Annotated in this window: 25 protein-coding genes; 13 read left to right on the top strand and 12 right to left on the bottom strand. The window is 68.5% G+C overall.

The annotated features are described in order from the left end of the window. The first annotated feature begins 36 nt into the window (after nt 1–36). Nucleotides 37–546 carry an O-acetyl-ADP-ribose deacetylase gene (locus tag AB0J53_RS41610; protein ID WP_364182953.1) on the top strand — a complete coding sequence of 170 codons (510 nt, stop codon included), beginning with the start codon at nt 37–39 and terminating at the stop codon, nt 544–546. 7 nt (nt 547–553) lie between these two features. Here AB0J53_RS41610 and AB0J53_RS41605 read toward each other — a convergent pair whose 3' ends face one another. Continuing rightward, a complete protein-coding gene (locus tag AB0J53_RS41605; protein WP_364182951.1) occupies nt 554–1339 on the bottom strand; it encodes a class I SAM-dependent methyltransferase in 786 nt (261 codons plus the stop codon). Further along, on the bottom strand, nt 1332–2075 hold the full coding sequence (locus tag AB0J53_RS41600; RefSeq protein ID WP_357584335.1) for an SDR family NAD(P)-dependent oxidoreductase: 744 nt from the start codon (nt 2073–2075) through the stop codon (nt 1332–1334). Before AB0J53_RS41600 ends, AB0J53_RS41605 begins: the two co-directional genes overlap by 8 nt. A 93-nt stretch (nt 2076–2168) precedes the next feature. Here AB0J53_RS41600 and mshA point away from each other — a divergent pair, with 93 nt between their 5' ends. Genes mshA through AB0J53_RS41580 form a run of 4 tightly spaced genes read left to right on the top strand, consistent with a single transcriptional unit; the run spans nt 2169 to nt 5423 of the window. Further along, a complete protein-coding gene (mshA, locus tag AB0J53_RS41595; protein WP_308126190.1) occupies nt 2169–3446 on the top strand; it encodes a D-inositol-3-phosphate glycosyltransferase in 1278 nt (425 codons plus the stop codon). Between the two features lie 21 nt (nt 3447–3467). Next, complete coding sequence (locus AB0J53_RS41590; protein ID WP_219517856.1) at nt 3468–3950, top strand: YbjN domain-containing protein; 483 nt, start codon at nt 3468–3470, stop codon at nt 3948–3950. A gap of 44 nt (nt 3951–3994) precedes the next feature. Beyond that, the gene (locus AB0J53_RS41585) at nt 3995–4669 is read left to right on the top strand and encodes an SAM-dependent methyltransferase (RefSeq protein WP_219517857.1); all 675 of its coding nucleotides are present in this window, start codon (nt 3995–3997) and stop codon (nt 4667–4669) included. Nucleotides 4670–4679: 10 nt separating this feature from the next. Beyond that, nucleotides 4680–5423 (top strand): phosphoglyceromutase, encoded by a 744-nt coding sequence (locus tag AB0J53_RS41580; RefSeq protein WP_364182946.1) that lies wholly within the window; start codon nt 4680–4682, stop codon nt 5421–5423. Between the two features lie 294 nt (nt 5424–5717). Here AB0J53_RS41580 and AB0J53_RS41575 read toward each other — a convergent pair whose 3' ends face one another. From AB0J53_RS41575 to AB0J53_RS41545, 7 genes are all read right to left on the bottom strand, one after another. Further along, entirely contained in the window at nt 5718–6545 is an 828-nt protein-coding gene (locus tag AB0J53_RS41575) for a hypothetical protein (RefSeq protein WP_364182943.1), read from the bottom strand. A 160-nt stretch (nt 6546–6705) separates the two neighbouring features. Further along, nucleotides 6706–7830 carry an ATP-grasp peptide maturase system methyltransferase gene (tgmC, locus tag AB0J53_RS41570; RefSeq protein ID WP_364182940.1) on the bottom strand — a complete coding sequence of 375 codons (1125 nt, stop codon included), beginning with the start codon at nt 7828–7830 and terminating at the stop codon, nt 6706–6708. Then, the gene (tgmB, locus tag AB0J53_RS41565; protein WP_364182937.1) at nt 7827–8804 is read right to left on the bottom strand and encodes an ATP-grasp ribosomal peptide maturase; all 978 of its coding nucleotides are present in this window, start codon (nt 8802–8804) and stop codon (nt 7827–7829) included. Before tgmB ends, tgmC begins: the two co-directional genes overlap by 4 nt. Nucleotides 8805–8811: 7 nt before the next feature. After that, on the bottom strand, nt 8812–9060 hold the full coding sequence (gene tgmA, locus AB0J53_RS41560) for a putative ATP-grasp-modified RiPP (RefSeq protein WP_364182934.1): 249 nt from the start codon (nt 9058–9060) through the stop codon (nt 8812–8814). 156 nt (nt 9061–9216) lie between these two features. Then, nucleotides 9217–9378: a DUF397 domain-containing protein gene (locus AB0J53_RS41555; protein ID WP_364182931.1), complete on the bottom strand. Its 162-nt coding sequence runs from the start codon at nt 9376–9378 to the stop codon at nt 9217–9219. Continuing rightward, complete coding sequence (locus tag AB0J53_RS41550) at nt 9375–10187, bottom strand: helix-turn-helix transcriptional regulator (protein ID WP_364182928.1); 813 nt, start codon at nt 10185–10187, stop codon at nt 9375–9377. The genes AB0J53_RS41555 and AB0J53_RS41550 overlap by 4 nt, the downstream gene beginning before the upstream one ends. A gap of 525 nt (nt 10188–10712) precedes the next feature. Beyond that, nucleotides 10713–11429 (bottom strand): hypothetical protein, encoded by a 717-nt coding sequence (locus AB0J53_RS41545; RefSeq protein ID WP_364182925.1) that lies wholly within the window; start codon nt 11427–11429, stop codon nt 10713–10715. A 399-nt stretch (nt 11430–11828) separates the two neighbouring features. Between AB0J53_RS41545 and AB0J53_RS41540 the strand changes: the two genes are divergently transcribed. The 3 genes from AB0J53_RS41540 (at nt 11829) to AB0J53_RS41530 (ending at nt 14753) form a co-directional block, all read left to right on the top strand. Further along, complete coding sequence (locus tag AB0J53_RS41540; protein WP_364182922.1) at nt 11829–12767, top strand: ABC-three component system protein; 939 nt, start codon at nt 11829–11831, stop codon at nt 12765–12767. Beyond that, a complete protein-coding gene (locus AB0J53_RS41535; RefSeq protein ID WP_219515861.1) occupies nt 12764–13024 on the top strand; it encodes an ABC-three component system middle component 6 in 261 nt (86 codons plus the stop codon). The genes AB0J53_RS41540 and AB0J53_RS41535 overlap by 4 nt, the downstream gene beginning before the upstream one ends. Nucleotides 13025–13085: 61 nt before the next feature. Continuing rightward, nucleotides 13086–14753, top strand: a complete 1668-nt coding sequence (locus AB0J53_RS41530; protein WP_364182918.1) for an ABC-three component system protein — start codon at nt 13086–13088, stop codon at nt 14751–14753. Between the two features lie 109 nt (nt 14754–14862). Here AB0J53_RS41530 and AB0J53_RS41525 read toward each other — a convergent pair whose 3' ends face one another. After that, nucleotides 14863–15837, bottom strand: a complete 975-nt coding sequence (locus AB0J53_RS41525; RefSeq protein ID WP_364182915.1) for an SDR family NAD(P)-dependent oxidoreductase — start codon at nt 15835–15837, stop codon at nt 14863–14865. Nucleotides 15838–15906: 69 nt separating this feature from the next. Between AB0J53_RS41525 and AB0J53_RS41520 the strand changes: the two genes are divergently transcribed. After that, nucleotides 15907–16521, top strand: coding sequence for a TetR family transcriptional regulator (locus AB0J53_RS41520; protein WP_219515781.1), 615 nt, complete (start codon nt 15907–15909; stop codon nt 16519–16521). Here AB0J53_RS41520 and phoU read toward each other — a convergent pair. Beyond that, nucleotides 16491–17135 carry a phosphate signaling complex protein PhoU gene (phoU, locus tag AB0J53_RS41515; protein WP_219515778.1) on the bottom strand — a complete coding sequence of 215 codons (645 nt, stop codon included), beginning with the start codon at nt 17133–17135 and terminating at the stop codon, nt 16491–16493. The two genes, AB0J53_RS41520 and phoU, sit on opposite strands and share 31 nt — an antisense overlap. 123 nt (nt 17136–17258) lie before the next feature. Between phoU and AB0J53_RS41510 the strand changes: the two genes are divergently transcribed. Beyond that, a complete protein-coding gene (locus AB0J53_RS41510) occupies nt 17259–18437 on the top strand; it encodes an ATP-binding protein (protein ID WP_246646578.1) in 1179 nt (392 codons plus the stop codon). Continuing rightward, the gene (locus AB0J53_RS41505) at nt 18434–19126 is read left to right on the top strand and encodes a response regulator transcription factor (RefSeq protein ID WP_357592766.1); all 693 of its coding nucleotides are present in this window, start codon (nt 18434–18436) and stop codon (nt 19124–19126) included. The genes AB0J53_RS41510 and AB0J53_RS41505 overlap by 4 nt, the downstream gene beginning before the upstream one ends. A gap of 80 nt (nt 19127–19206) precedes the next feature. Here the strand turns inward: AB0J53_RS41505 and AB0J53_RS41500 are convergent, their stop codons facing one another. Beyond that, entirely contained in the window at nt 19207–19785 is a 579-nt protein-coding gene (locus AB0J53_RS41500; RefSeq protein WP_308126136.1) for a copper chaperone PCu(A)C, read from the bottom strand. A gap of 241 nt (nt 19786–20026) precedes the next feature. On the opposite strand from AB0J53_RS41500, the gene AB0J53_RS41495 reads away from it, so the two are divergent. Next, entirely contained in the window at nt 20027–20509 is a 483-nt protein-coding gene (locus AB0J53_RS41495; protein WP_043624891.1) for a CarD family transcriptional regulator, read from the top strand. A gap of 17 nt (nt 20510–20526) precedes the next feature. Next, nucleotides 20527–20988, top strand: a complete 462-nt coding sequence (gene ispF / locus AB0J53_RS41490; protein ID WP_219515735.1) for a 2-C-methyl-D-erythritol 2,4-cyclodiphosphate synthase — start codon at nt 20527–20529, stop codon at nt 20986–20988. The last annotated feature ends 62 nt before the right edge of the window (nt 20989–21050 follow it).

Here is a 21050-nt window from a genome sequence, read left to right as displayed (position 1 = left end):
ACGACGTGTCGAGCTGGAATTCGGGATGATGGTGAGATGGACATCACCCTGGTCCAGGGGGACATCACCGAGCAGGTGGTCGACGCGATCGTGAACGCGGCCAACTCCTCCCTGATGGGCGGCGGCGGCGTCGACGGGGCCGTCCACCGCAGGGGCGGCCCGGCGATCCTGCGGGAGTGCCGCGAGCTGCGCGCCTCCCGCTACGGCAGGGGCCTGCCCACCGGCCAGGCGGTCGCGACCACGGCCGGCGACCTGGCCGCGCGCTGGGTGATCCACACCGTCGGCCCGGTCCACTCGCGTACGGAGGACCGCTCGGAGCTGCTGGCGTCCTGCTACCGCGAGTCGCTGCGGGTGGCCGGCGAGCTCGGCGCGGCCTCGGTGGCGTTCCCGGCGATCTCGACCGGCATCTACGGCTGGCCGCTCGACGACGGCGCCCGCATCGCGGTCGCGGCCGTGCGGGGGAGCGACGCGCCGGTGAAGGACGTGCGGTTCGTCCTGTTCGACGCCGGAGCGTACGCGGCCTTCGAGCGGGAGCTCGGGCGGTAGTCCCGGCTCAGCCGACGGCCGACCACGGCAGCGTCACCTCGCCGAGCCGCCAGCGCGCCCGGCCGCCCAGCGGCGGGTGCCGGGGGATCGGCCACGAGCCCGCCAGCACGCCGACGGCGGCCAGCCAGCGCTGCCTCAGCCCGTGCGCCCCGTACGGCGCGCTCACCGCCCAGGCGTGGTCGAAGTCCCGCAGGAACGCGTGGATGCGCTCACCCGGCACGTTGCGGTGGATCAGCGTCTTCGGCAGCCGGTCGGCCAGGTCGGAGGGCCGCTCGAAGGCGTCGAACCGGGCCGAGAACGTGAGCGTGCGCGGCCCGTCGCGGTCCAGCCCCACCCACACGGCCCGATGGCCGGTCTCCGAGCAGGTGCCCTCCACCAGGACGCCGCCCGGCGCCAGCTTGCCGCGCAGCAGCTCCCAGTAGTGCCAGGCGTCGGCCTCGCCGTACTGCCGCAGCACGTTGAAGGCCCGCACGAGCGTCGGCGGGCGCCCGACCGGCAGCTCGAAGCCGCCGAGCCGGAAGCTCAGCCCCTCGCACTCGTACGGCCTGGCCAGCGCGACCCGGGCCGGGTCGATCTCGACGCCGACGACCTCCACGTCCGGCGCGACCCGCCGCAGCCGGGTGAACAGCTCCAGCGTCGTCGTGTGCGACGCGCCGTAGCCGAGGTCCACCACGAGCGGGCGGGACGCGCGGCGCAGCAGCGGGCCGTGCACGGCGGCGGTCCAGCGGTCGGCGCGGCGCAGCCGGTTGTGCCCGGTCGTGCCCCGGGTGATCGCGCCGACCGGCCTAGCCACTGACGCGGTGCACCTTGTGCTGGGCGGCCTGGGCGCGCGGCCGGATGACCAGGCGGTCCACGTTGACGTGCGCCGGCCGGGTGACGCACCAGGCGATCGCGTCGGCCACGTCGTCGGCGCTCAGCGGGTCGGGCACGCCCTCGTACACCTTGGCCGCCGCCGCCTCGTCGCCGCGGAACCTGGTCACCGCGAAGCCCTCGCTCTTCACCATGCCCGGCGCGATCTCGACCACCCGCACCGGCTGCCCGACCAGCTCCAGCCGGAGCGTCTCGGTCATCGACGTCTGCGCGTGCTTGGCCGCGCAGTAGCCGCCGCCGCCCTCGTACGACACCAGTCCGGCCGTCGAGGTGAGCATGACCAGCACGCCGTCGCCGGAGTCGACGAGTTTGGGCAGCAGCGCCTGGGTCAGGCGAAGGGAGCCGAGCACGTTGGTGTCGTACATCCGCTGCCAGTCGTCCAGCCGGCCGCCGGCCACCGGCTCCAGCCCGAGCGCGCCTCCGGCGTTGTTGACGAGCACGTCGCAGCGGTCGAGGGAGGCCGCCAGCGCGTCCACCGACTCCTGGGAGGTGACGTCGAGCGTGACAGCCCTGATTCCCGGCGTCTCGGCGGCCAGCTTGTCGAGCCGGTCCCGCCTGCGCGCGCCGGCCACCACGTCGTACCCCTCGGCGGCCAGCCGGCGGGCGGTCGCCTCGCCGATCCCGCTGCTCGCGCCGGTCACCACAGCCGTTCTCTTCATGGCCCACATCCTGCCAGGCCCCCCGGTTGTGACCTTCTGCCGGGAATGTCGGGATGATCTGAGCAGTTGTAATCCGCTTGGAGGTGGTGTCGGGTGAGGCGACGACGGGTCAACCGGGTCGCGACCATCAGCATGCACACGTCCCCGCTGGACCAGCCCGGAACGGGCGACGCCGGGGGGATGAACGTGTACATCGTGGAGTCGGCCAGGAAACTGGCGCGTCTGGGCGTCGAGGTGGAGATCTTCACCCGCGCCACGGCGCGAGACCTGCCACCGGTCGCCGAGCTAGAACCCGGCATCCTGGTCCGCCACCTGACCGCCGGGCCGTACGAGGAGATGGACCGGGCCGACCTGCCCGGCCAGCTCTGCGCGTTCCTGTCGGAGGTGCTGCGCACCGAGGCCATGTACGAACCCGGCCGCTACGACGTCATCCACTCGCACTACTGGCTGTCCGGCCAGGTCGGCTGGCTCGCCAAGGAACGCTGGGGCGTGCCGCTCGTGCACACCATGCACACCATGGCCAAGGTCAAGAACCGCTTCCTGGCCGCCGACGACAAGCCGGAGCCGCCCGCCCGCGAGGTCGGCGAGGAACAGGTCGTGGGCATCGCCGACCGCCTCGTCGCCAACACCGCCGACGAGGCCGGCGAGCTCATGGAGCTGTACGGGGCGCCCCGCGAACGCGTCGCCGTGGTGAACCCCGGCGTCAACCTGACCGTCTTCCAGCCCGCCTCACAGGGCGCCGCCCGGCAGCGGCTCGGCCTGCCGCAGGACGCCCACGTGCTGCTGTTCGTGGGCCGCATCCAGCCGCTGAAGGCCCCCGACGTGCTGCTGCGCGCCGCCTCCCGGATGCTCATCGACGACCCCTCCCTGCGCGGCCGGCTCGTCGTCGCCTGTGTCGGCGGCCCCTCCGGCAACGGCCTGGCCCGCCCGTCCCTGCTCACCGACCTGGCCGCCGAACTCGGCATCGCCGACGTCGTCCGCCTCGTGCCGCCCGCGCCGCAGCACGAGCTCGCCGACTGGTACCGCGCCGCCGACGTCACCGTGGTGCCCTCGCACAGCGAGTCGTTCGGCCTGGTCGCCCTCGAATCGCAGGCGTGCGGCACCCCCGTCGTCGCCGCCGCCGTCGGCGGGCTGCGCACCGCCGTCCGCGACGGCGTCTCCGGCCTGCTCGTCGACGGCCACGACCCGCACCAGTGGGCCGCCGCCCTGCGCCGCCTCGTCACCGAACCCCGATGGCGCGAGATGCTGTCGGCCGGCGCCCGCGAGCACGCCGCCGCCTTCGGCTGGCAGGCCACCGCCTCCCGCCTCACCGAGGTCTACGCCGCCGCCATCGCCAACCTGCACCGGGTGCCGGTGGCGGTCAACTCGTAGACCGTCTCCTAGGGTGTACTGATGCGCGACGTTGTCGAAGCCGCGCTCAAGGCCGCGGACGTCACCTACGACGAACCGCGGCCCGGAGCGTTCCTGGTCAAACTGCCCGGACAGCACAAGCTCGCCACCATGACCTGGCTCATCGTCGGTGACCGGGTCCTCCACGTGGAAGCGTTCTTCTGCCGCCAGCCCGACGAGAACCACGCCGAGTTCTACAAATGGCTGCTCGGCAAGAACGGCGCCATGTACGGCGTCCACTTCTCCGTCGACCCCGTCGGCGACGTCTACCTCGTCGGCCGCATCCCCCTCGCCGCCGTCACCGCCGACGAGATCGACCGCCTGCTCGGCTGCGTGCTCACCTACGCCGACGACTGGTTCGACCGCGCCCTGGAACTCGGCTTCGCCTCCTCCATCAGGCGCGAATGGGAATGGCGCGCCAAACGCGGCGAATCGCTGGCCAACCTGCAGGCGTTCGCCCGGTTCGCCGACCCGGAACGCGCGTAAGATCCTGGGGCGTGAGATCCTGGGGCGTGAGTGACACAGGAGGTATGGAGCCGCACGTTCCGCACGTCGCGCGCATGTACGACTACTTCCTCGGCGGCCACGACAACTACCGCGTCGACCGCGAGGCCGCCGCCCACGTCCTCGAGATCGTGCCCGGCATTCGCGAGGACGCCCGGGCCAACCGCGCCTTTCTCGGCCGCGCCGTACGGGCACTCGCCGACGACGGCATCGGCCAGTTCCTCGACATCGGCTCCGGCCTGCCCACCTGCCGCAGCGTCCACGAGGTCGTCCCCGGCCGCACCACCGTGTACGTCGACTCCGACGCCCAGGTCGTCAGCCACGCCCGAACCCTCCTCGACGGCGTCCCCGAAGCCCTCGCCGTCCGCGGCGACCTGCGCAAACCCACCGACATCCTGAACAACCCGGCCGTCGGCCAGCACCTCGACCTCGACCGGCCCGTCGCCGTCCTCCTGCTCGCCATCGCCCACTACGTCGCCGACGACCCCCAGCCGCTCATCGCCGAGCTCATGGCCCCCCTCGCCCCCGGCAGCCACCTCGTCCTCTCCCACGTCTCCGACGGCACCACCGACCCGCGCCCCCTCTTCGCCGGCCTCGACCTGCTGCCACCCGGCGTCGTCACCGTGCCCGAATGGCGCCCCGAAGACCTCGTCCGGCCGCCCACCCCCCACTTTCTCTGCGGGGTCGCCCGCAAACCATAGGATTGGCCGCATGGCGACATTGGTGCTGCTACGGCATGGCGAAAGCGACTGGAACGCGAAGGGCCTGTTCACCGGCTGGGTGGACGTCTCCCTGTCGGCGAAGGGCGAGGACGAGGCCCGCCGCGGCGGCAAACTCCTCACCGAAGCCGGCGTCTACCCCGACGTCGTCCACACGAGCCTGCTGACCAGGGCCATCCAGACGGCCCAGTACGCCCTCGGCGAGGCCGACCTGCTCTGGCTCCCCGTCAAGCGCTCCTGGCGGCTCAACGAACGCCACTACGGCGCCCTCCAGGGCAAGAACAAGGCCCAGACGCGCGAGGAGTTCGGCGACGAGCAGTTCATGCTGTGGCGCCGCTCCTACGACACGCCCCCGCCGCCCATCGCCGACGACGACGAGTACTCCCAGGCCGGCGACCGGCGCTACGCCCTGCTCCCGCCCGAGCTGATGCCGCGCACCGAGTGCCTCAAGGACGTCGTGGACCGGATGCTGCCCTACTGGTACGACGCGATCGTGCCCGACCTGTCCGCCGGGCGGACCGTCCTCGTGGCCGCCCACGGCAACTCGCTCCGCGCCCTGGTCAAGCACCTCGACGGCGTCGGGGACGAGGAGATCGCGGGGCTGAACATCCCCACGGGGATTCCGCTCCGGTACGAGCTCGACGCCGAGTTCCGGCCGGTGCGGCGTGGGGGCGAGTACCTGGACCCGGACGCGGCCAAGGCGGCCATCGAGGCCGTGGCCAACCAGGGACGCTGACGCGCGTTCGGCCCTCGTTGTCGGTTTTGGGCTGTGCTGTTTGCGGGGCGCGTCCCGCGCCCAACGGCGTGGTCCTCGTTGTCAGGCGCTTCGCGCCTCCGGCACTCGGGCTGTGTTCAGCGGGGGCAAGCCCCCGCACCCCCGGCGAGGGGCCTGCCGGCCCCTCGCGCTCCCCGGCCGGTTGCGCGCAGGGTCATGTGTCTCGAAGCCCGGGGCCCTCAAAGGCTCTTGGTTCCGCACAGACAGCATTCGCTGTCGGACGACCCACGCGGTCCACTCAGGTGACCGAGGTCTCTACGCTTCCTGGGTCTGGGGCGCCGAAGCGCTCGTCTGCGAGGAATCTGGTTGCGCGGCGAAGCGTGAACGCTGCTCTGCGGGGAAACGCTGTCGTCTGGGGTCCAGGAAGTCGATCAGGTCGATGAGCTGGTGCTGGAGCGTGGTGAGGCGTTCATGCACGGCGTCCGGTTCCTCCGCTGCCAAGTCGACATGGTCGAGCAGCTCCTGCATCCACGTGCTGAAACGCTCTTCGCTTGCGAGCTTGGCGCAGAACGCGGCGTAGCCGATGCAGCGCCGTTGTCCGGGTTCGCTCTCCGCTTCGATCATCAGCTCACCGATCGCCCGTTGGTGCACGCGGAAGATGCGAAAGCCCTCCACCTCGGATGTGTGCGCGGCGTTGAGGGTGCTGCCGATCCGGGCGAGCAGCGACATGACGCGCCGGTTCTTCCTCCGGTTGCCCAGATCGAGGAAGCGGAGATCGTCACGGAAAATCTCCACCCATCCCAGGTACTCGGCGAAGAGAAAGGCCGTGCTGGTCCTGACGTATTCGGCCTGTTGCTGTGTGCCCTCAACGAGAAACGACCGGAGGAAGCCCCTGCGTCCCGGTCTGCGGTCGACCTCGTATCCGTGCAAGATGTTGTAGAGCCTGCTCTGAAGATCGAAAGCGGCCCACAGCAGAGCGTCCCGGTAGCGGCCCATGTAGTCGATGCGTTCGCGGACCCGTACCTGGGACTGCAGTTTGTAGCCGAGCACGGCGGTCATGGTCGCGCCGAGAACCGCAATCACGGCTGATATCACACTGATCATCAGCGAGCCTTCCAGACGAGTTCCGGGATCACCGTCCATCAGAACGTCTGTCGCATCAGGAATCCAGGAGTTGCCCTCCGCCTGCTGAAGATCGCGTGGGAGCTCCGGCGGCTCGGGTGGGGTTGCCGATCACGCTCGGCACCAGGCCCATTCAGCCCGTGGGCGCGGACGCGCCGCCCAACGGTCGCTTGCGGGTGCTTCAGGTGGGAATCCGCCACCTGGGCCCCTGAGGCTCGTCGAGCCACACCCACTGCTCCTCGCCCGTCACGGTGAGCCCGAAGCCCGACTGATGGGGCTGTCCGGCCTCCTGCCACACCGCGATGGCCTTCTCGACCTCGTCCCACAAACGGCGTGGACCGTGCTGGTGGACTTTCCAGCCGCCGCCGTCCGCCGGGCTGACATCGGCCTGTGAACCCGTGGTGTCGTACAGGACCAAAGTGCCTTCCGCCCACCCATGATGGCCCTGCGGGATGGCGAGCTGCGCCACGAAGAGCGCCGTGTCGTCCTTGAGGATCGCCGGGTCGAGTTCGCTATAGCGGACTTCGCCGAGGCCCATCCGGATGGCCGGCCGCCCCGGCGCGGCATGCGTCCGTGCCGGCATGAAGTACACGTCGTCGTCGAGGAACCGGCCGCTCGCATCGCCACGCTCGCTGACCTGAAGATGCGCGAACGCGACCCCGCCGAGCCAGCCCAGCATGGGGGTGGTGATGGTTCCTTCCGGCCTGATCTGCCGAGGCCAGGCCGCCGGGATGCCTCTGACCGCGCACGTGGCAATCAGCCGATCGTACGGAGCGCCGGCTTCATGACCCAGCAGCCCATCGCCCTCGACGAGGGTGGGCCAGTAGCCGGCTTCGTTGACGGCCCGCCTCGCGCGGGCGGCTATCACGGGGTCGCACTCGATCGACGTGACGGCATCCTCGCCCAGGCGATGGCACATCAACGCAGTGGAGTAGCCGGTGCCCGTGCCGATCTCCAGGACCCTGTCGCCCTCCCGGATGCCTGCCGCTTCGAGCATCCGTACCACCAGGCTGGGGAGCGTGGACGAGGACGTGGGCCGCAGGATCGTGACGGGTTCGGCCGCGTCCTCCGCCATCACCCCGTCGACCTGGGTGACCCATGTCTCATCCGTGTACGCGAGGGTGAGCCACTCGTCCGGGCCCATCTGCGAGCGATGCGTCGGCACCCAGCCGAGATCGGGATCAAGGCGATAGACGGAGTCGCCCAGGAAGTTCTCGCGGGGCACAGCCTCCAGGGCCTCGCGCCAGCCAGGTGACCCGACGCCCGCCGCCAGTGCGCGCCGCAGCTCCGCGGCCGTTGTGGTCACGGCCACCATCCTTCCAATATTTCGTGTGCGAAGGCTTGGGCCATCGTCCTGGCCTCGGGCAGCCAGGCCCACTGTCCGTTGGGGTTGCATTCGATGAAGACCCAGCGCCCGGTCCCGGCCTCTATCGCGAAGTCGAAGCAGCCGAAGACCAGGCCAAAACTGTCGAGGTAAGTCCGCGTTGCCGCCTCGATCGGTTCAGGTACGTCGATCAGCTCATGAGCCAGCTCGTCCCAGTCGTCACGGCGCCAGTCCAGCGCGCCGTCCGGCGAGGTGATCCGATGCGCGAACAGGCGGTGACCGATCACGGTCACCCTGGCGTCTGCCTCCTTATGCACCTCCGCCTGAAACATGTGCGCTGTCATCTTGAGCGAGTCGTCGAGCTCGTGCGCAGCGACGGGCTGAGTCCATATCGCAGCCACCTGCCCATCCGGGGCATATGGAACTCCCCGAAACGACTTGTAGATGATCGAGCCTTGCTCAGCGGCGAACCTCCGCGCCCGTGCGACGTCGTTGGTGATCAGGGTGCTCGGTATGGTCATCCCGAGCTGCGCTGCCCGCTGAAGTTGGGCAGGCTTGAAATCCGCCCGGTTGATCGCGGAGGGATGGTTGACATACGCGACACCATGCAGGTTGTAGAGCACGCCACCGAGTCCGTGCCACGCCTCTGTCGCTGCGAACTCGCGGTCCCTCTCCGGTAGATGGGCGAAGCGGGCCGAGAACGGAGTGGGGCGGCGGTAGTACACCGCTCCGACTTCGTCGAGGGCGATATCACGGCTCGGCGTTCGGAGCCGGCCTGACCACTGGCCAAGCCCTGCGCCCATGTGCGCGCCGAATGACAGCGCATCGCCGATGTCGGCAGGATCTACGCGCGCAACCTGCACGCCTCGGTGCGCGGTTAGCGCAGTGATCACCAGGTTGGCGGTTACGTCCTCCACCGATGTGATCACTAGGACGGTGCTCCGTGGGGACTGCATCCTGCTGCTACTTCTGGTCGGTGTTGCTGTCGTCCGACGTCTGGGGTGCGCTCTTCGAGCCGTCATGCGGCCGGGACTTGGTCACTGTCTGGGACGTTGCCATGTCGACCACCCGGTGTGTGTCGTCGAAGAACTGCGTGATCTGGGTGGCGGGATCGAGGTGAACCGTGGCGTACGGTGCGGGGGCCGGCTCGTGGAGCGGGGTTGCCCGACCCAGGCCCCATGGGCCTACGGACTGTTCATGCGTAAGAGTCATGCGCGCCTCCTGGACGGGAATGGCTGTGTTGCTCGCTCGACGCTAGATGCGAGCCGCTGCTGAGGTCATGAGCTTCTATGGTTTGCGGCGCAACAAACAACGCAACTGCGGAGGCGGTAATAGAGAAGCCCCCGGTCAGCGTCGGAGGCTTCTCCCTCAGAAGTTAAATTCACCTTTTCTTGCACCGTCGATGAACGCGTCCCAAATGGCGGCACGTACCACGGACGGAGGCTTTTCAGGTGCTTCGGAATCACGAATTCCGACACGCCGGGTCTTCGTGGCTCTACGCCAGGCGGCGTTCGCCAGCTCGCCACTCATGCCTCATACCTCGCCATCATCTCGCGTATCACGTTCTTCGTGACGTGGAGGGGATGCGCCCACGCCCGGATCGTGTCGTATGTCAGGTTGATATCTTGAATCTGGTCAATGCGATCGGTTACCCGGCCATTCGATGCAGACTCCAGGTATGCCCAGTCACGCGCGTGGGGGAGCTGAGCTATCGCGAAGCCGCCAAGAAGCCCGGTAGTCATTCCTGCTTCCAACGGAACAACCTGGATCGTGATCCTGGGATTGTCCATGAGCTCGGTCAGCTGTCGAAGCTGTTCGCGCATCACCTGCTTGCCGCCGATCGGCCGGTGCAGGACGCCTTCATCGATCACCGCGGCGATCATCGGCGGATGCGGCCGGGAGAAGATGTCTTGACGCTGAAGTCGGGCTGCCAGCAGCTCCTCCGTCTCCGCGTCTGTGACGCCGGGAATCCCGCGCAACACGGCCCGCGCATAGTCGGCCGTCTGGAACAGGCCAGGGACAAGGAGCGGCTCCCAGCTCCGGATCATGCGTGCCGCCGCCTCGATCTTCGGCCAGGTCCGGAACCACTTCGGCGCAGCATTCGGATCGATCGCCTTCCACAGCGCTACCAGTTCGCCGTTGAGCCCGAACACCTCCTCCGCCATCGTGACGAACGCTTCCGGAACCGGGCGTTTTGCCCGCTCGAAGTATCCGACCATCGTTCCCGAATAGCCAACCCTGGAACCCAGGGCGTCCAGTGACCACTCCTGAGCCGTGCGCAGCTTACGCAGCTCCAGGCCAAAGACAATCTCGGGAGATGGACCCGGCTCAACCGGCACTTGTGCTCCATTTGACGGGGGAACAAGCATTGCGGAGCGTCGCAACAACCAGCACGGAGGATCGTTCGACGCTGTTATAGCGCATCGGTGTCGAGCTCGGCCGGTCATAGGCATTCTTGGGTCTGCGCCCGAAGGGAAGCGAGCGCGGCCGACGGAACAGAACACTGCACTGCCCGCAGCTGTTGTGCGTGACCCTCACTCTCAATCGGACATGGCCAGCGAAAAGGCATGATCCATGAGCTCCTGGAGAGCATGGCCCGAAAATGCTTACATCAACCCTGCCTGCGGCCCGATCGGCGACGACCTGATGGCCATTCATCATGATGCCCTCGCCCCCGGCCGCAGCCAGGAAGCATGCGTCGACGGCCGGGCAGTTCAAGAAGGGCTGCTTCGCACTTTGGTCGGTTCCGAATACGCACGATCTCGCGCACCAGCTCGACCGGCAGCCGGACCGCAGGCCAACTACCCCCAAGTCCTGTGGCCGGTTGGGCTCGGTGCCGCCACACGAGCCCAACTCCTAGCTGGTCAGCCCGGCAGGGCTCCCAGGCCGGCCAGCAGTTCGTCGCGCTCCCCCTGTGACAGTGCCTGGTAGATGGGCTCGTCCAGCCGGTTCGTCTCGTCCTCGATCTCCCGCCGCTGAGGGCTGTCCGCGGGCAGTGCCCTCAGCTGAGCGAGCGTGAGCCCGGCGGCGGACCAGGCGGCCCGGTGCGCGTCGCCCCGGTGGTGGCGCAGTGCCCCGAGGCGGCTGGTCAGGCGGAGCGTCGGGGAGGCGTCTGCCGGCTCGTACACCGGAGCCACCGCCCGGAACGCCGGACCACCGGTGGCCTGACCCGCCTCCAGGAGGCGGCCGACCAGTTCGGCGAGCCGTGGCACCACGGTGAGGCCCGGCATCGTCTCGACCAGCTTCTGGTCCCAGTACACCTCAGCCCAATCGGCGTACGTGCGCTGCACCTCCAGCGCCAACTCCCGGCCGAGCGCGGTCAGCCGCCACGTTCCGTCACCATCGACCTCCGCCACACCCTGCGCCAGCTCATCGGTCATGTCCGAGCCGGAGTACGTGGTCACCGCCGCGAAAGCTTCGGCAGGCATAGGCCGGGCCAGCAGGCCGAAATAGAAGCTCCTTTCGAAGCCCGGCCGGATCTTGTACGCGTCGTAGACAGCCTGGACGCGCTCATGCCCTGTGCCCCGGAACCCCGCGTACACCCGGTCGACCACGGGCCGGATCAGTGCTGCGTAACTCATATGGCCTCCACCTACTCGCACAGTGGGAAGCCAAGAATAGATCAACCGTGACGCCGTCATCGTGAGTAGCCGGCACAGCCGGGTCAGGAGCCTTCCAGGTCTTCGACGTGGCGATGGCGCGGGTGCCGTCCAAGCCTTGATGCCTGGGCTGGCGTAGGTCCGCCGTCGGGTCGTGGATGGCGCCGGGCGCCATTTCACCACCTTCACCGAGGCCGATGACAGCTCTCCAGCGCGGCCGATTTCAAGAGCAAACTCCGCGCCTGCGCACAAATAGCACCTTGATACTCGACCCAAGGGATGGGCAAGTGGAAATCGACAACGATTCAAATCCTGTCGGGCTATCCTTCGTACCCTTGACATGATCGCGCGATCGCGCCCGGTGATTTATGTGGGGGAGTTGTGGAGCTCTGGGAGCGCTCGTCGGTCAGGTTCATGCTCCACGCGAAGCTCGACGACCTGCACGGCGAGGCGTTCGAAGAGTTCTTCCACAGGGTCATGTGTGTTTCGGAGCCCGGCTTTCTCAATGTCCGGACCGCGGGACGAAGGGGTGACCAGGGAGCGGATGGACTGCTGCTCTCCGACCGCAAGCTTTATGCCTGCTACGCACCACAGACGGTGACACCAGCGAAGATCGCGGACAAGTTCGGAAGCGATCTCTTCAAAGCGCTGGAGCAGCGCAAGAACGAGTTTCACACCTTCGTCTTCGTCCACAGCGACCGGCGGGGCATCCATCCCGAGGTGGCGTCCTTGCTGGCAGGGGCGCGCACGAACTATCCGGAGCTCACCTTCGAGAACTTCGGCAGAACCCACTTCTACACCCGGCTCTGCCGGATGGAGAGGTGGCAGGTGGAAGACTTCCTGGGCCCTTTCCCCGCTGCTCCGGTGGCCGTCAGCGTCGTTCTCGACGAGCTCATCCCGTTGCTGGACCATCTGGCGGCCTTTCGCCGTCCGTTCGAAGACCTGCCCGCGATTCCCAGGCCCCCTCTGACCAAGATGGACTACAACGGATTTTCCTGGGACGTCAGGCATCGTCTCTGTCTTGCGCTGCCGTACGTGAAACACGTGGAGGAGTACTACCGAGGACGCCTGGATCCGAACGAGCGCGACGAGGTGGCGGCGGGATTCCGGGCGCACTACGAGACGATCGCCCGGACGAGTGCTGACGCGGACGAAATCCTCTGGCAGCTCGAACGTCACATCCTCGGCAACGCCTCGCAACGGTCGCCCATGGAGCTCAACGCGCTCGTCGTCCTGATGTACTACTTCGAGGAGTGTGAGATCTTCAAGGTGCCGCCCGCGGGGTGGGCTCCTGAGACAGGGGTGGAGGTGCTCGCGTGATCGTGCCGACCAAGGGCGTCGCTCCCCAGCGTGCGTTGCTGGCTGTCGGCGCGCAGATCGTGATCGCCACTGAGCGGCAGCCGGTGACCATCAATCAGGCATGGCGCCGCCTCCTGGCGTGGCGGGAGGCCAACGACCATCGCGCCCCACTGACGTTCTGGTGGTTCGCGCTGTCGCTTGATCTGCTTTTCGCGATGGGGCTCGTCGAGCTGGAGCGGGATGTCCTGATCTTCCGGGCGCGCAGCGATGCTCCGTAGCCTGAGATCGAACGACTCGAGATTCAAGACCGTCGAATTCCGCTCCGGTCTCAACATTGTCGTGGCCGAGCGCACCGATGCCTCCACCGACACGGACAGCCGTAATGGCTCCGGCAAGTCGAGCATGATAGAGCTGCTGCATTTCGTCCTGGGCGCGCAGAACGCGAACAAGGCGCTGTGGACCAGTCCGAGCCTGCGTGATCACGTGTTCACGCTGGAGCTGGACTGGCCGGGCAGGTCGGAGCTGCTGGTGGTCACGCGCGCCGTCGGCAGGCCGAACAAGATAGTGGTCGACCCGGACGTCACCGGAGGGACGCCGACGGGTCTTTTCGATCGGCCCGCAGAGATATCGCTCAAGGACTGGCAGTGGGTGATCGAGCGGGATCTCTACGGGGCCACATCCCAGAACGTCGACATCAGCGGTAGAACGCTCCTGTCCTTCGCCATCAGAAGAGTCGACGTCGGCGGCTTCCTGGAGCCCACGAAAACCTTCGGCCAGCAGTCGCCGCATGATTCCATGCTCAATTTGTGCCACCTGTTCGGGCTGGACGTGGGCCTGGCGGCGAGATACCGGCTGCTCTCCAATCAGGAAGCCACCAGAAAGAAGCTGGTCGAGGCGGCCAAGGATCCGGTGTGGGGAAAGATCGTCGGTCGTTCCGCAGAGCTCCGCGGTGAGATCGGAGCCGTCGAGCAGCGTCTCGCCGAGCTCGAAAGGCAGATCGCCGATTTTCAGGTGGTCCCGGAGTACGAGAACATCCGCCGGGAAGCCGATGAGGTCGATCAGCAGATCAGGGACCTCCGGGCTGAAGAGGCCATCGAACGCCGCAATCTTCAGGACATGGAGCGGGCGATGGCCGACGTCGTGGAGCCCGACGACCGCTACCTCGAGACCGCCTACCGCCAGCTCGGAGTCATCCTCGGCCAGGAGGTGCGACGCCGGTTTGACGATGTCCGAGTGTTTCACGAGACCGTGGTGAGAAATCGCGAGAAGCACCTGAGCGAGGAGGCCTCCCGCCTCCGCGAGCGTCTGTCGGAGCGCAACCTGGCCCGGCAGCGCCTCGGTGAGAGGCAGGCGGCCCTGCTGCGCACTCTCAACTCGGGCGGGGCGCTCGACGCGCTCACCTCGCTTCAGTACGCCCTCGCACGCGAGCAGGCACATCTCGAATCGCTCAGGCACAGGTTCCAGGCGGCGCAGGCCCTGGAGGCCAGCCGGCGCGAGATCGACGCCAAGCGACTGGAGCTGGAACAGGAGATGGTCACCGACCTCGAAGACCGGGACGCGGCGACCCGGGAGGCCAATGCGCTGTTCAACCAGTATGCGAGGCGTCTGTACGGCGACGGCAAGAATCCGTACCTGACGTTCAGCCCCACGAAGCAGCGCATGCGTATCGAGCCCCGTATCGAGGATGACGGCAGCCGTGGCATCCACAACATGGTCATCTTCTGCTTCGACCTGACCGCTTCGGTGATAGCTCACAGGGCCGGGCGTGGTCCTGACTTCCTGGTTCACGACAGTCATCTGTACGACGGCGTGGATGAGAGGCAGATCGTCCGGGCGTTGCAGCTCGCCGCGGAGGTGACCGCGGCCGAAGGAATGCAGTACGTCGTCACGATCAACTCCGACGATCTGCGGAAGGCCGGCTCGGCGGGCCTTGACGCGGCCCCGTACGTCATCGAGCCCCACCTGACCGACCAGGTCACAGGTGGCCTGTTCGGCTTCCGCTTCTGAACGTGGCGCCGTTCAGGATGGGCCGAGCCGTACGGTGAACGGTGCGAGGGGCCGGTAGGCCCCTCGCAGGTGAAGGACCGCCGGCGGTGCGGGCACCGCCGTAGGGCGGTCAGCGCCGGTCGAGCAGCGCGTTGATCATCCCCTGCAACTGCTCCCGCCCCGAAACCCCCAGCGCTCCGCCGAGCGCCTCGGCGAGCCGGTCGTACGGGTCCTCCATGGGCACCGCCCGCAGCTCCTCGGCCAGCTCGGCGACGGTCCACGGGCCGTCCCTGTGCACCGCCGGTCCGGCCGTCCACCCCTGGTTCACGGTGACCGTGCCGCCTCTGACGGACAGCACCTGCCCGGTCCGGGGGCACGCGGCGGAGGCCAGGTAGGCGGCGATGGGGGCGACCGCGGCGGGGTGCAGCGGGTCGAAGCCCTCGGCGGGCGGCTGGCCGCCCATCCCCGGGACCTCCAGGGTGAGCCTGGTACGGGCCATGGACGGCGAGACGCAGTTGACCCGCACACCGTACCTGCCGAGTTCGAGGGCGGCGACGGTGGTGAGGGCGGCCACGCCGGCGTTCGCGGAGGCGTAGGAGGCCTGGGTGGGCAGCGGGTTGAGCAGCCCGGAGCCGGACGAGGTGTTGATCACGGCGCGGTCGGCGCGGTCGCCGGCCTCGTACCGTTCGCGCCAGTGGCGGGCCGCCCAGCGGGTGACGGCGAACGTGCCCTTGAGCTTCACCGCCACGACGTCGTCGAACTCGTCCTCGCCCAGGTCGGCCAGGCCGAGGTTGCGTTCGACGGCGGCGTTGTTGACGACGACGTGCAGGTCGCCGAAGGTGTCGACGGCGGTGGCGACCATGCGGCGGGCGCCTTCCCAGTCGGCGACGCTGTCGGTGCTGGCGACGGCCTGGCCGCCGCTCGCGACGATCTCCTCGACCACCTTGGCGGCGACGCCGGTGTCGCCGCCGCTGCCGTCGATCTCGACGCCGGGGTCGTTGACGACGACCTTGGCGCCTTCCGCGGCGAAGAACAGCGCCTCTTCGCGGCCGATGCCGCGGCCCGCTCCGGTGATGAGGGCGACGCGCCCGTCAAGACTGCCCATGGGGTCCTGCCTCTCTCCAAGTGACTACATTCAATGTATTACTACATCAGATGTACTAAACTTGCGCGCATGACGGGATTGCGGGAACTCAAGAAGCAGCGCACACGGCAGGCGCTGGTCGAGGCGGCCGTCCGGCTCTTCGAGGAGCGGGGCTTCGAGCAGGTCACGGTCGCGGAGATCGCCGAGGCGGCCGAGGTGTCGACGCGGACGTTCTTCCTGCACTTCCAGGCCAAGGAGGACGTGCTGTTCGCCAACGCGGACGTGCGGGTGGACCTGGGGCTGCGCGTGGTCGCCGAGCGCGGGGAAGGCGAAAGGCCCGCCGACGTGGTCGCGCGGGCCATGGAGGAGATGATCGGCAACGCCTGGGACGCCGACCTGACGAGCGGGCTGGCGCAGCTACGGGTCCGGCTGGCGGCGACCGCCCCGGCGTTGCAGGCCCGGCTGCTGCACCGCTACGTCACCGCGCAGCACGAGCTGACCCAGGCCCTGCGGCAGGCGTACCCGGACGAACTCGACCCGATCGGGGCGGCCGCGCTCGTGGGCGCGGCGGTGGGGGCGGTGAGCGCGGCGACGCTCGCCGCGCTGGAGCGCGGCGACGCGCCCGCCGAGGTGCGGGCGGCGATGCGCCGCGCCACGGAGCTGATCGCCGGGGCTCAGCCGGGACGGGAGCCCGTCACCAGGTAGACGACGTCACGGGCGACGCGGACCGCGTGGTCGGCGTAACGCTCGTAGTAGCGGCCGATGAGCGTGATGTCGATGGCGGGCTCGACGCCGTGGGCCCAGTCCTTGCCCAGGATGTTCTTGAACAGCCGCCGGTGCAGCCGGTCCATCGCGTCGTCGTCCTGCTCCAGCTCCAGGGCCGACTCGACGTCGCGGGAGGCGACGCAGCTGCCGGCCTTGGTGACCAGGTTCTCGGCGATCTGGCCCATCTCCACGATCGTGGAGCGGATCTCCGCGGGGATGGCCGAGTCGGGGTGGCGCAGCCGGGCCACCTTGGCGACGTGCACCGCGAGGTCGCCCATCCGCTCCAGGTCGGTGCCCATGCGCAGCGCCGTGACGACCATCCGCAGGTCGACCGCGACCGGCTGCTGCCTGGCCATCAGGTCGAAGATGGACGCCTCGATGTCCGCGAAGATCGCGTTCACCTCCTCGTCGCGGGAGATCACGCTCTCCGCGAGCTGGAGGTCGGAGTCGAGCAGGGCGGTCGTGGCCCGGGAAATGGCCGAGCGGACAAGCCTGGTCATCTCGACCAGCTTGTCGGTCAGGGAATCAAGTTCTTCATGGTACGCGTCGCGCATGTCGTCACCGTATGTGGGCGTCGATGAACGAACTCCTACGCCGAGATGAACTTTCCGGGAAAGCCGGGTTCATCCGCAGGTGAGAGGGGTGTCCTCGGCGTGGCGCCGCCTACCATCGAAGACATGAGTGAGATGGCCATGAGCTTCGCGGCCCTGGCCGGCTTCGTCGTGGGGGCTCTCGCGGTGCTGTTCTACCGCAATCAGATCGAGGCGCCCAGCCGGGCCGGTGCGGCCACCGACAACGACCCCGGTGCGCTGCCGCAGGGCGTCGCCTCCGTGCTGGCCGTGCTGCCCTCGTCCGCCGTGGTGCTCGACGGCCAGGACCGGGTGCTGCGCGCCAGCTCGGCCGCTCGCGCGTTCGGGCTGGTCAAGGGCGATCGGCTGATGGCGGCCGAGCTGCTCGCGCTGGCGCGCCAGGTGCGCCGCGACGGCGAGATCCGGGAGACCGAGATCGACGTCGCCGGGCACAAGTTCGGGCAGGAGACCACCAGCTTCGCGGTGCGCGTCGCCCCGCTCGGCTCCTACGGGCAGGTGCTCGTCCTCGCCGAGGACCAGACCGAGTCCCGCCGGGTCGAGGCCGTGCGGCGCGACTTCGTGGCCAACGTCAGCCACGAGCTGAAGACCCCCGTGGGCGCGCTGAGCCTGCTCGCCGAGACGATCCAGGACGCCGCCGACGACCCCCAGGCCGTCACCCGCTTCGCCGGGCGCATGCAGCACGAGGCCGCCAGGCTCACCTACCTGGTCCAGGACCTCATCACGCTGAGCAGGATCCAGGGCGCCGAGGCCATCCCCACGCCCGGCCAGGTCTCCATCGACGAGGCCGTCCAGGACGCCATCGACTACTGCAACACCAGGGCCGGGGCCAAGGACATCACGCTCGTCTCCGGCGGCACCGAGGGGCTGCGCATCTGGGGCGACGACGAACTGCTGGTCACCGCGTTGCGCAATCTCATCGACAACGCGATCGTCTACAGCCCCGAGCACACCCGCGTGGTCATCAGCGCGCGGCCCGCCGGCGACAGCGTCGAGATCAGCGTCAGCGACCAGGGGATCGGCATCTCCGAGGAGCTGCAGGAACGCATCTTCGAGCGCTTCTTCCGCGTCGACGCCGCCCGCTCCCGGGCCACCGGCGGCACCGGCCTGGGCCTGGCCATCGTCAAACACATAGCCGCCGCGCACGCCGGCGAGGTCTCCGTCTGGAGCAAGGAAGGCTCCGGCTCGACCTTCACGCTGCGCCTGCCCGCCTTCGGCGGTACGGCGCTGCCCGCACCACCCTCGATTCCCCTGGAGACGGTCAGATGACCAGAGTTTTGGTCGTGGAGGACGAGGAGTCCTTCTCCGACGCCCTGTCCTACATGCTGCGCAAGGAGGGGTTCGAGGTCTCTGTCGCGGCGACCGGGCCCGAGGCGCTCGACACCTTCGACCGCAGCGGCGCCGACCTGGTGCTGCTCGACCTCATGCTGCCCGGCCTGCCCGGCACCGAGGTGTGCCGCTCGCTGCGGCAGCGCTCGAAGGTCCCGGTCATCATGCTGACGGCCAAGGACAGCGAGATCGACAAGGTCGTGGGCCTGGAGCTGGGCGCCGACGACTACGTGACGAAGCCGTTCTCCTCGCGTGAGCTCGTCGCCCGCATCCGGGCGGTGCTGCGCCGGCAGGGCGACGTCGTGGAGGAGCTGGAGACCGCGGTGCTGGCCGTCGGCCCGGTCCGGATGGACGTCGACCGCCACGTCGTGGCCGTGCGCGGCGAGCAGGTGCAGCTTCCGCTCAAGGAGTTCGAGCTGCTGGAGGTGCTGCTGCGCAACGCCGGCCGGGTGCTCACCCGCGGCCAGCTGATCGACCGCGTCTGGGGCGCCGACTACGTGGGCGACACCAAGACCCTCGACGTGCACGTCAAGCGCCTGCGCGCGAAGATCGAGGCCGACCCGTCCAACCCGCGCTGCATCCTGACCGTGCGCGGCCTCGGCTACAAGTTCGACGCGGTCGAGGAATAGCCGCATACAACACGAAAACCTCTGTTTCCGGTACGGGAGCCCGTACGGGAAACAGAGGTTTTGCCGTGTCTTGGGGCGTCCTAGTGCGCCTCTTCCGCGGGCGCCGACGGGGTGGGAGTGGGGGTCGGCGGGGGGACGGCGCCGGGGACGGCCGGGTACTGGGCGAACTCGCGGCTGCGCGTGACCACGGGGACGTTCATGGAGACGACGCCGGCGTTGGCGAACTGGAGGTCCAGGCGGATGCTCTCGCCGCCCCTGAGGGCCCTGGAGAGGCCTTCCAGCATGATCTGGGGGCTCGGCTTGCCCGTGTCGACGAGCTGGTTGCTCGGGAGCTGCACGGGGGCGGCGAGCTTGGCCGTGGCGGCGTTGCCCGCGCTGACGGCCTGGAGGCTGTCGGGCGTGCCCGAGGAGTTGAGGATGTGCAGGTAGACCGGGGCGGAACCACGCCAGGGAATCTGGCCGCCGGAGTCGGGGCCGAGAATGAACGCCTGAGGGATGTGGACGGTCTGCTTTCCGTAGCTGCCCTGCTCGATGAGGGCCGCTCCCTCGACGGGCGCGTAGGGCTTGTTGGTGTTGGCGTCGAATCCAACCGAACAGCCGGCGAGTACGGGGGCAGCCAGGAACGCGGCGGCGGCGACAATCCAGCGACGGCTGGTCACGGGCGGGTTCTCCTTGGGTCTCGCGCGTGCGGGATGGGCAGCGCCTACCATATCGATCCGATTCCATGGTCATATCCGCACCCCCGCAGGTCATTAGCCATGTCCGGATATGCGATTCATACGCTTGACCGCTTGTCAACCCCCAATATGCGGCTTTGACCTGCAGTTATGATGATTTCACTGTTCCGGGAGCCTGTGGATGCGTGGTACCCTGGAGTACAGCGGAAGGGGTACTTGTCACATGACTTTCCAGGTCGGCGACACTGTCGTCTACCCCCACCATGGGGCTGCTCGGATCGAAGCAATCACGAAGCGATCCATCAAGGGTGAGGAAAAGACCTACCTGGTGCTCAAGGTCGACAAGGGCGACCTTACCGTCCAGGTGCCAGCCGAAAACGCAGAACTCGTCGGTGTGCGCGATGTTGTCGGTCAGGAAGGCCTTGAGCGGGTTTTCGACGTCCTGCGGATGCCGCACACGGAAGAGCCGACCAACTGGTCTCGCCGTTACAAGGCCAATCTTGAGAAGCTCGCTTCCGGCGATGTGAACAAGGTCGCCGAAGTCGTTCGCGACCTGTGGCGGAGGGACCGCGAGCGCGGCCTGTCCGCGGGGGAGAAGCGCATGCTCGCGAAGGCTCGCCAGATCCTGGTCAGTGAGCTCGCGCTCGCGGAGAAGACCAACGAGGACAAGGCGGAAGCCCTGCTCGACGAGGTTCTCAACTCCTGAACACGAACATTCCACGGGTGGGCGTCGGTGTCGACGTCCACCCGTTCGCATCCGGCCGAGAGCTCCATCTCGCCGGCCTCCACTGGCCGGGCGAGACGGGGCTGTCCGGCCATTCCGACGGCGACGCCGCCGCCCACGCGGCCTGCGACGCCCTGCTGTCGGCGGCCGGGCTCGGCGACCTCGGCGGGCTGTTCGGCACCGCCGACCCGCGCTGGGCCGGCGCGTCCGGCGCCGCCCTCCTGGAGGAGACCGCGCGCCAGGTGCGCGCCGCCGGGTTCGAGATCGGCAACGTGGCCGTCCAGGTGATCGGTAACCGCCCCAAACTCGCCCCCCGGCGTCAGGAGGCCGAGAAGGCCCTCAGCGCCGCTCTGGGGGCCCCTGTGAGCCTCAGCGCGACCACTACGGACGGGCTCGGCCTCACCGGGCGCGGCGAAGGCGTCGCGGCCGTCGCGACGGCGCTCGTCGTCGACCGTTCCTGAGACAACCGTTCCTGAGACTCGCGCGTCCTCTCTGCCGGGGTGTCCATGGGCGACGGCGGCCC

Origin of the sequence: Nonomuraea sp. NPDC049725, from assembly GCF_040674795.1 — a bacterium.
GTDB classification, from domain to species: domain Bacteria; phylum Actinomycetota; class Actinomycetes; order Streptosporangiales; family Streptosporangiaceae; genus Nonomuraea; species Nonomuraea ceibae.
The sequence above is the reverse complement of the archived record's forward strand: the minus strand, read 5'-3'. Positions and strand labels throughout refer to the sequence as shown.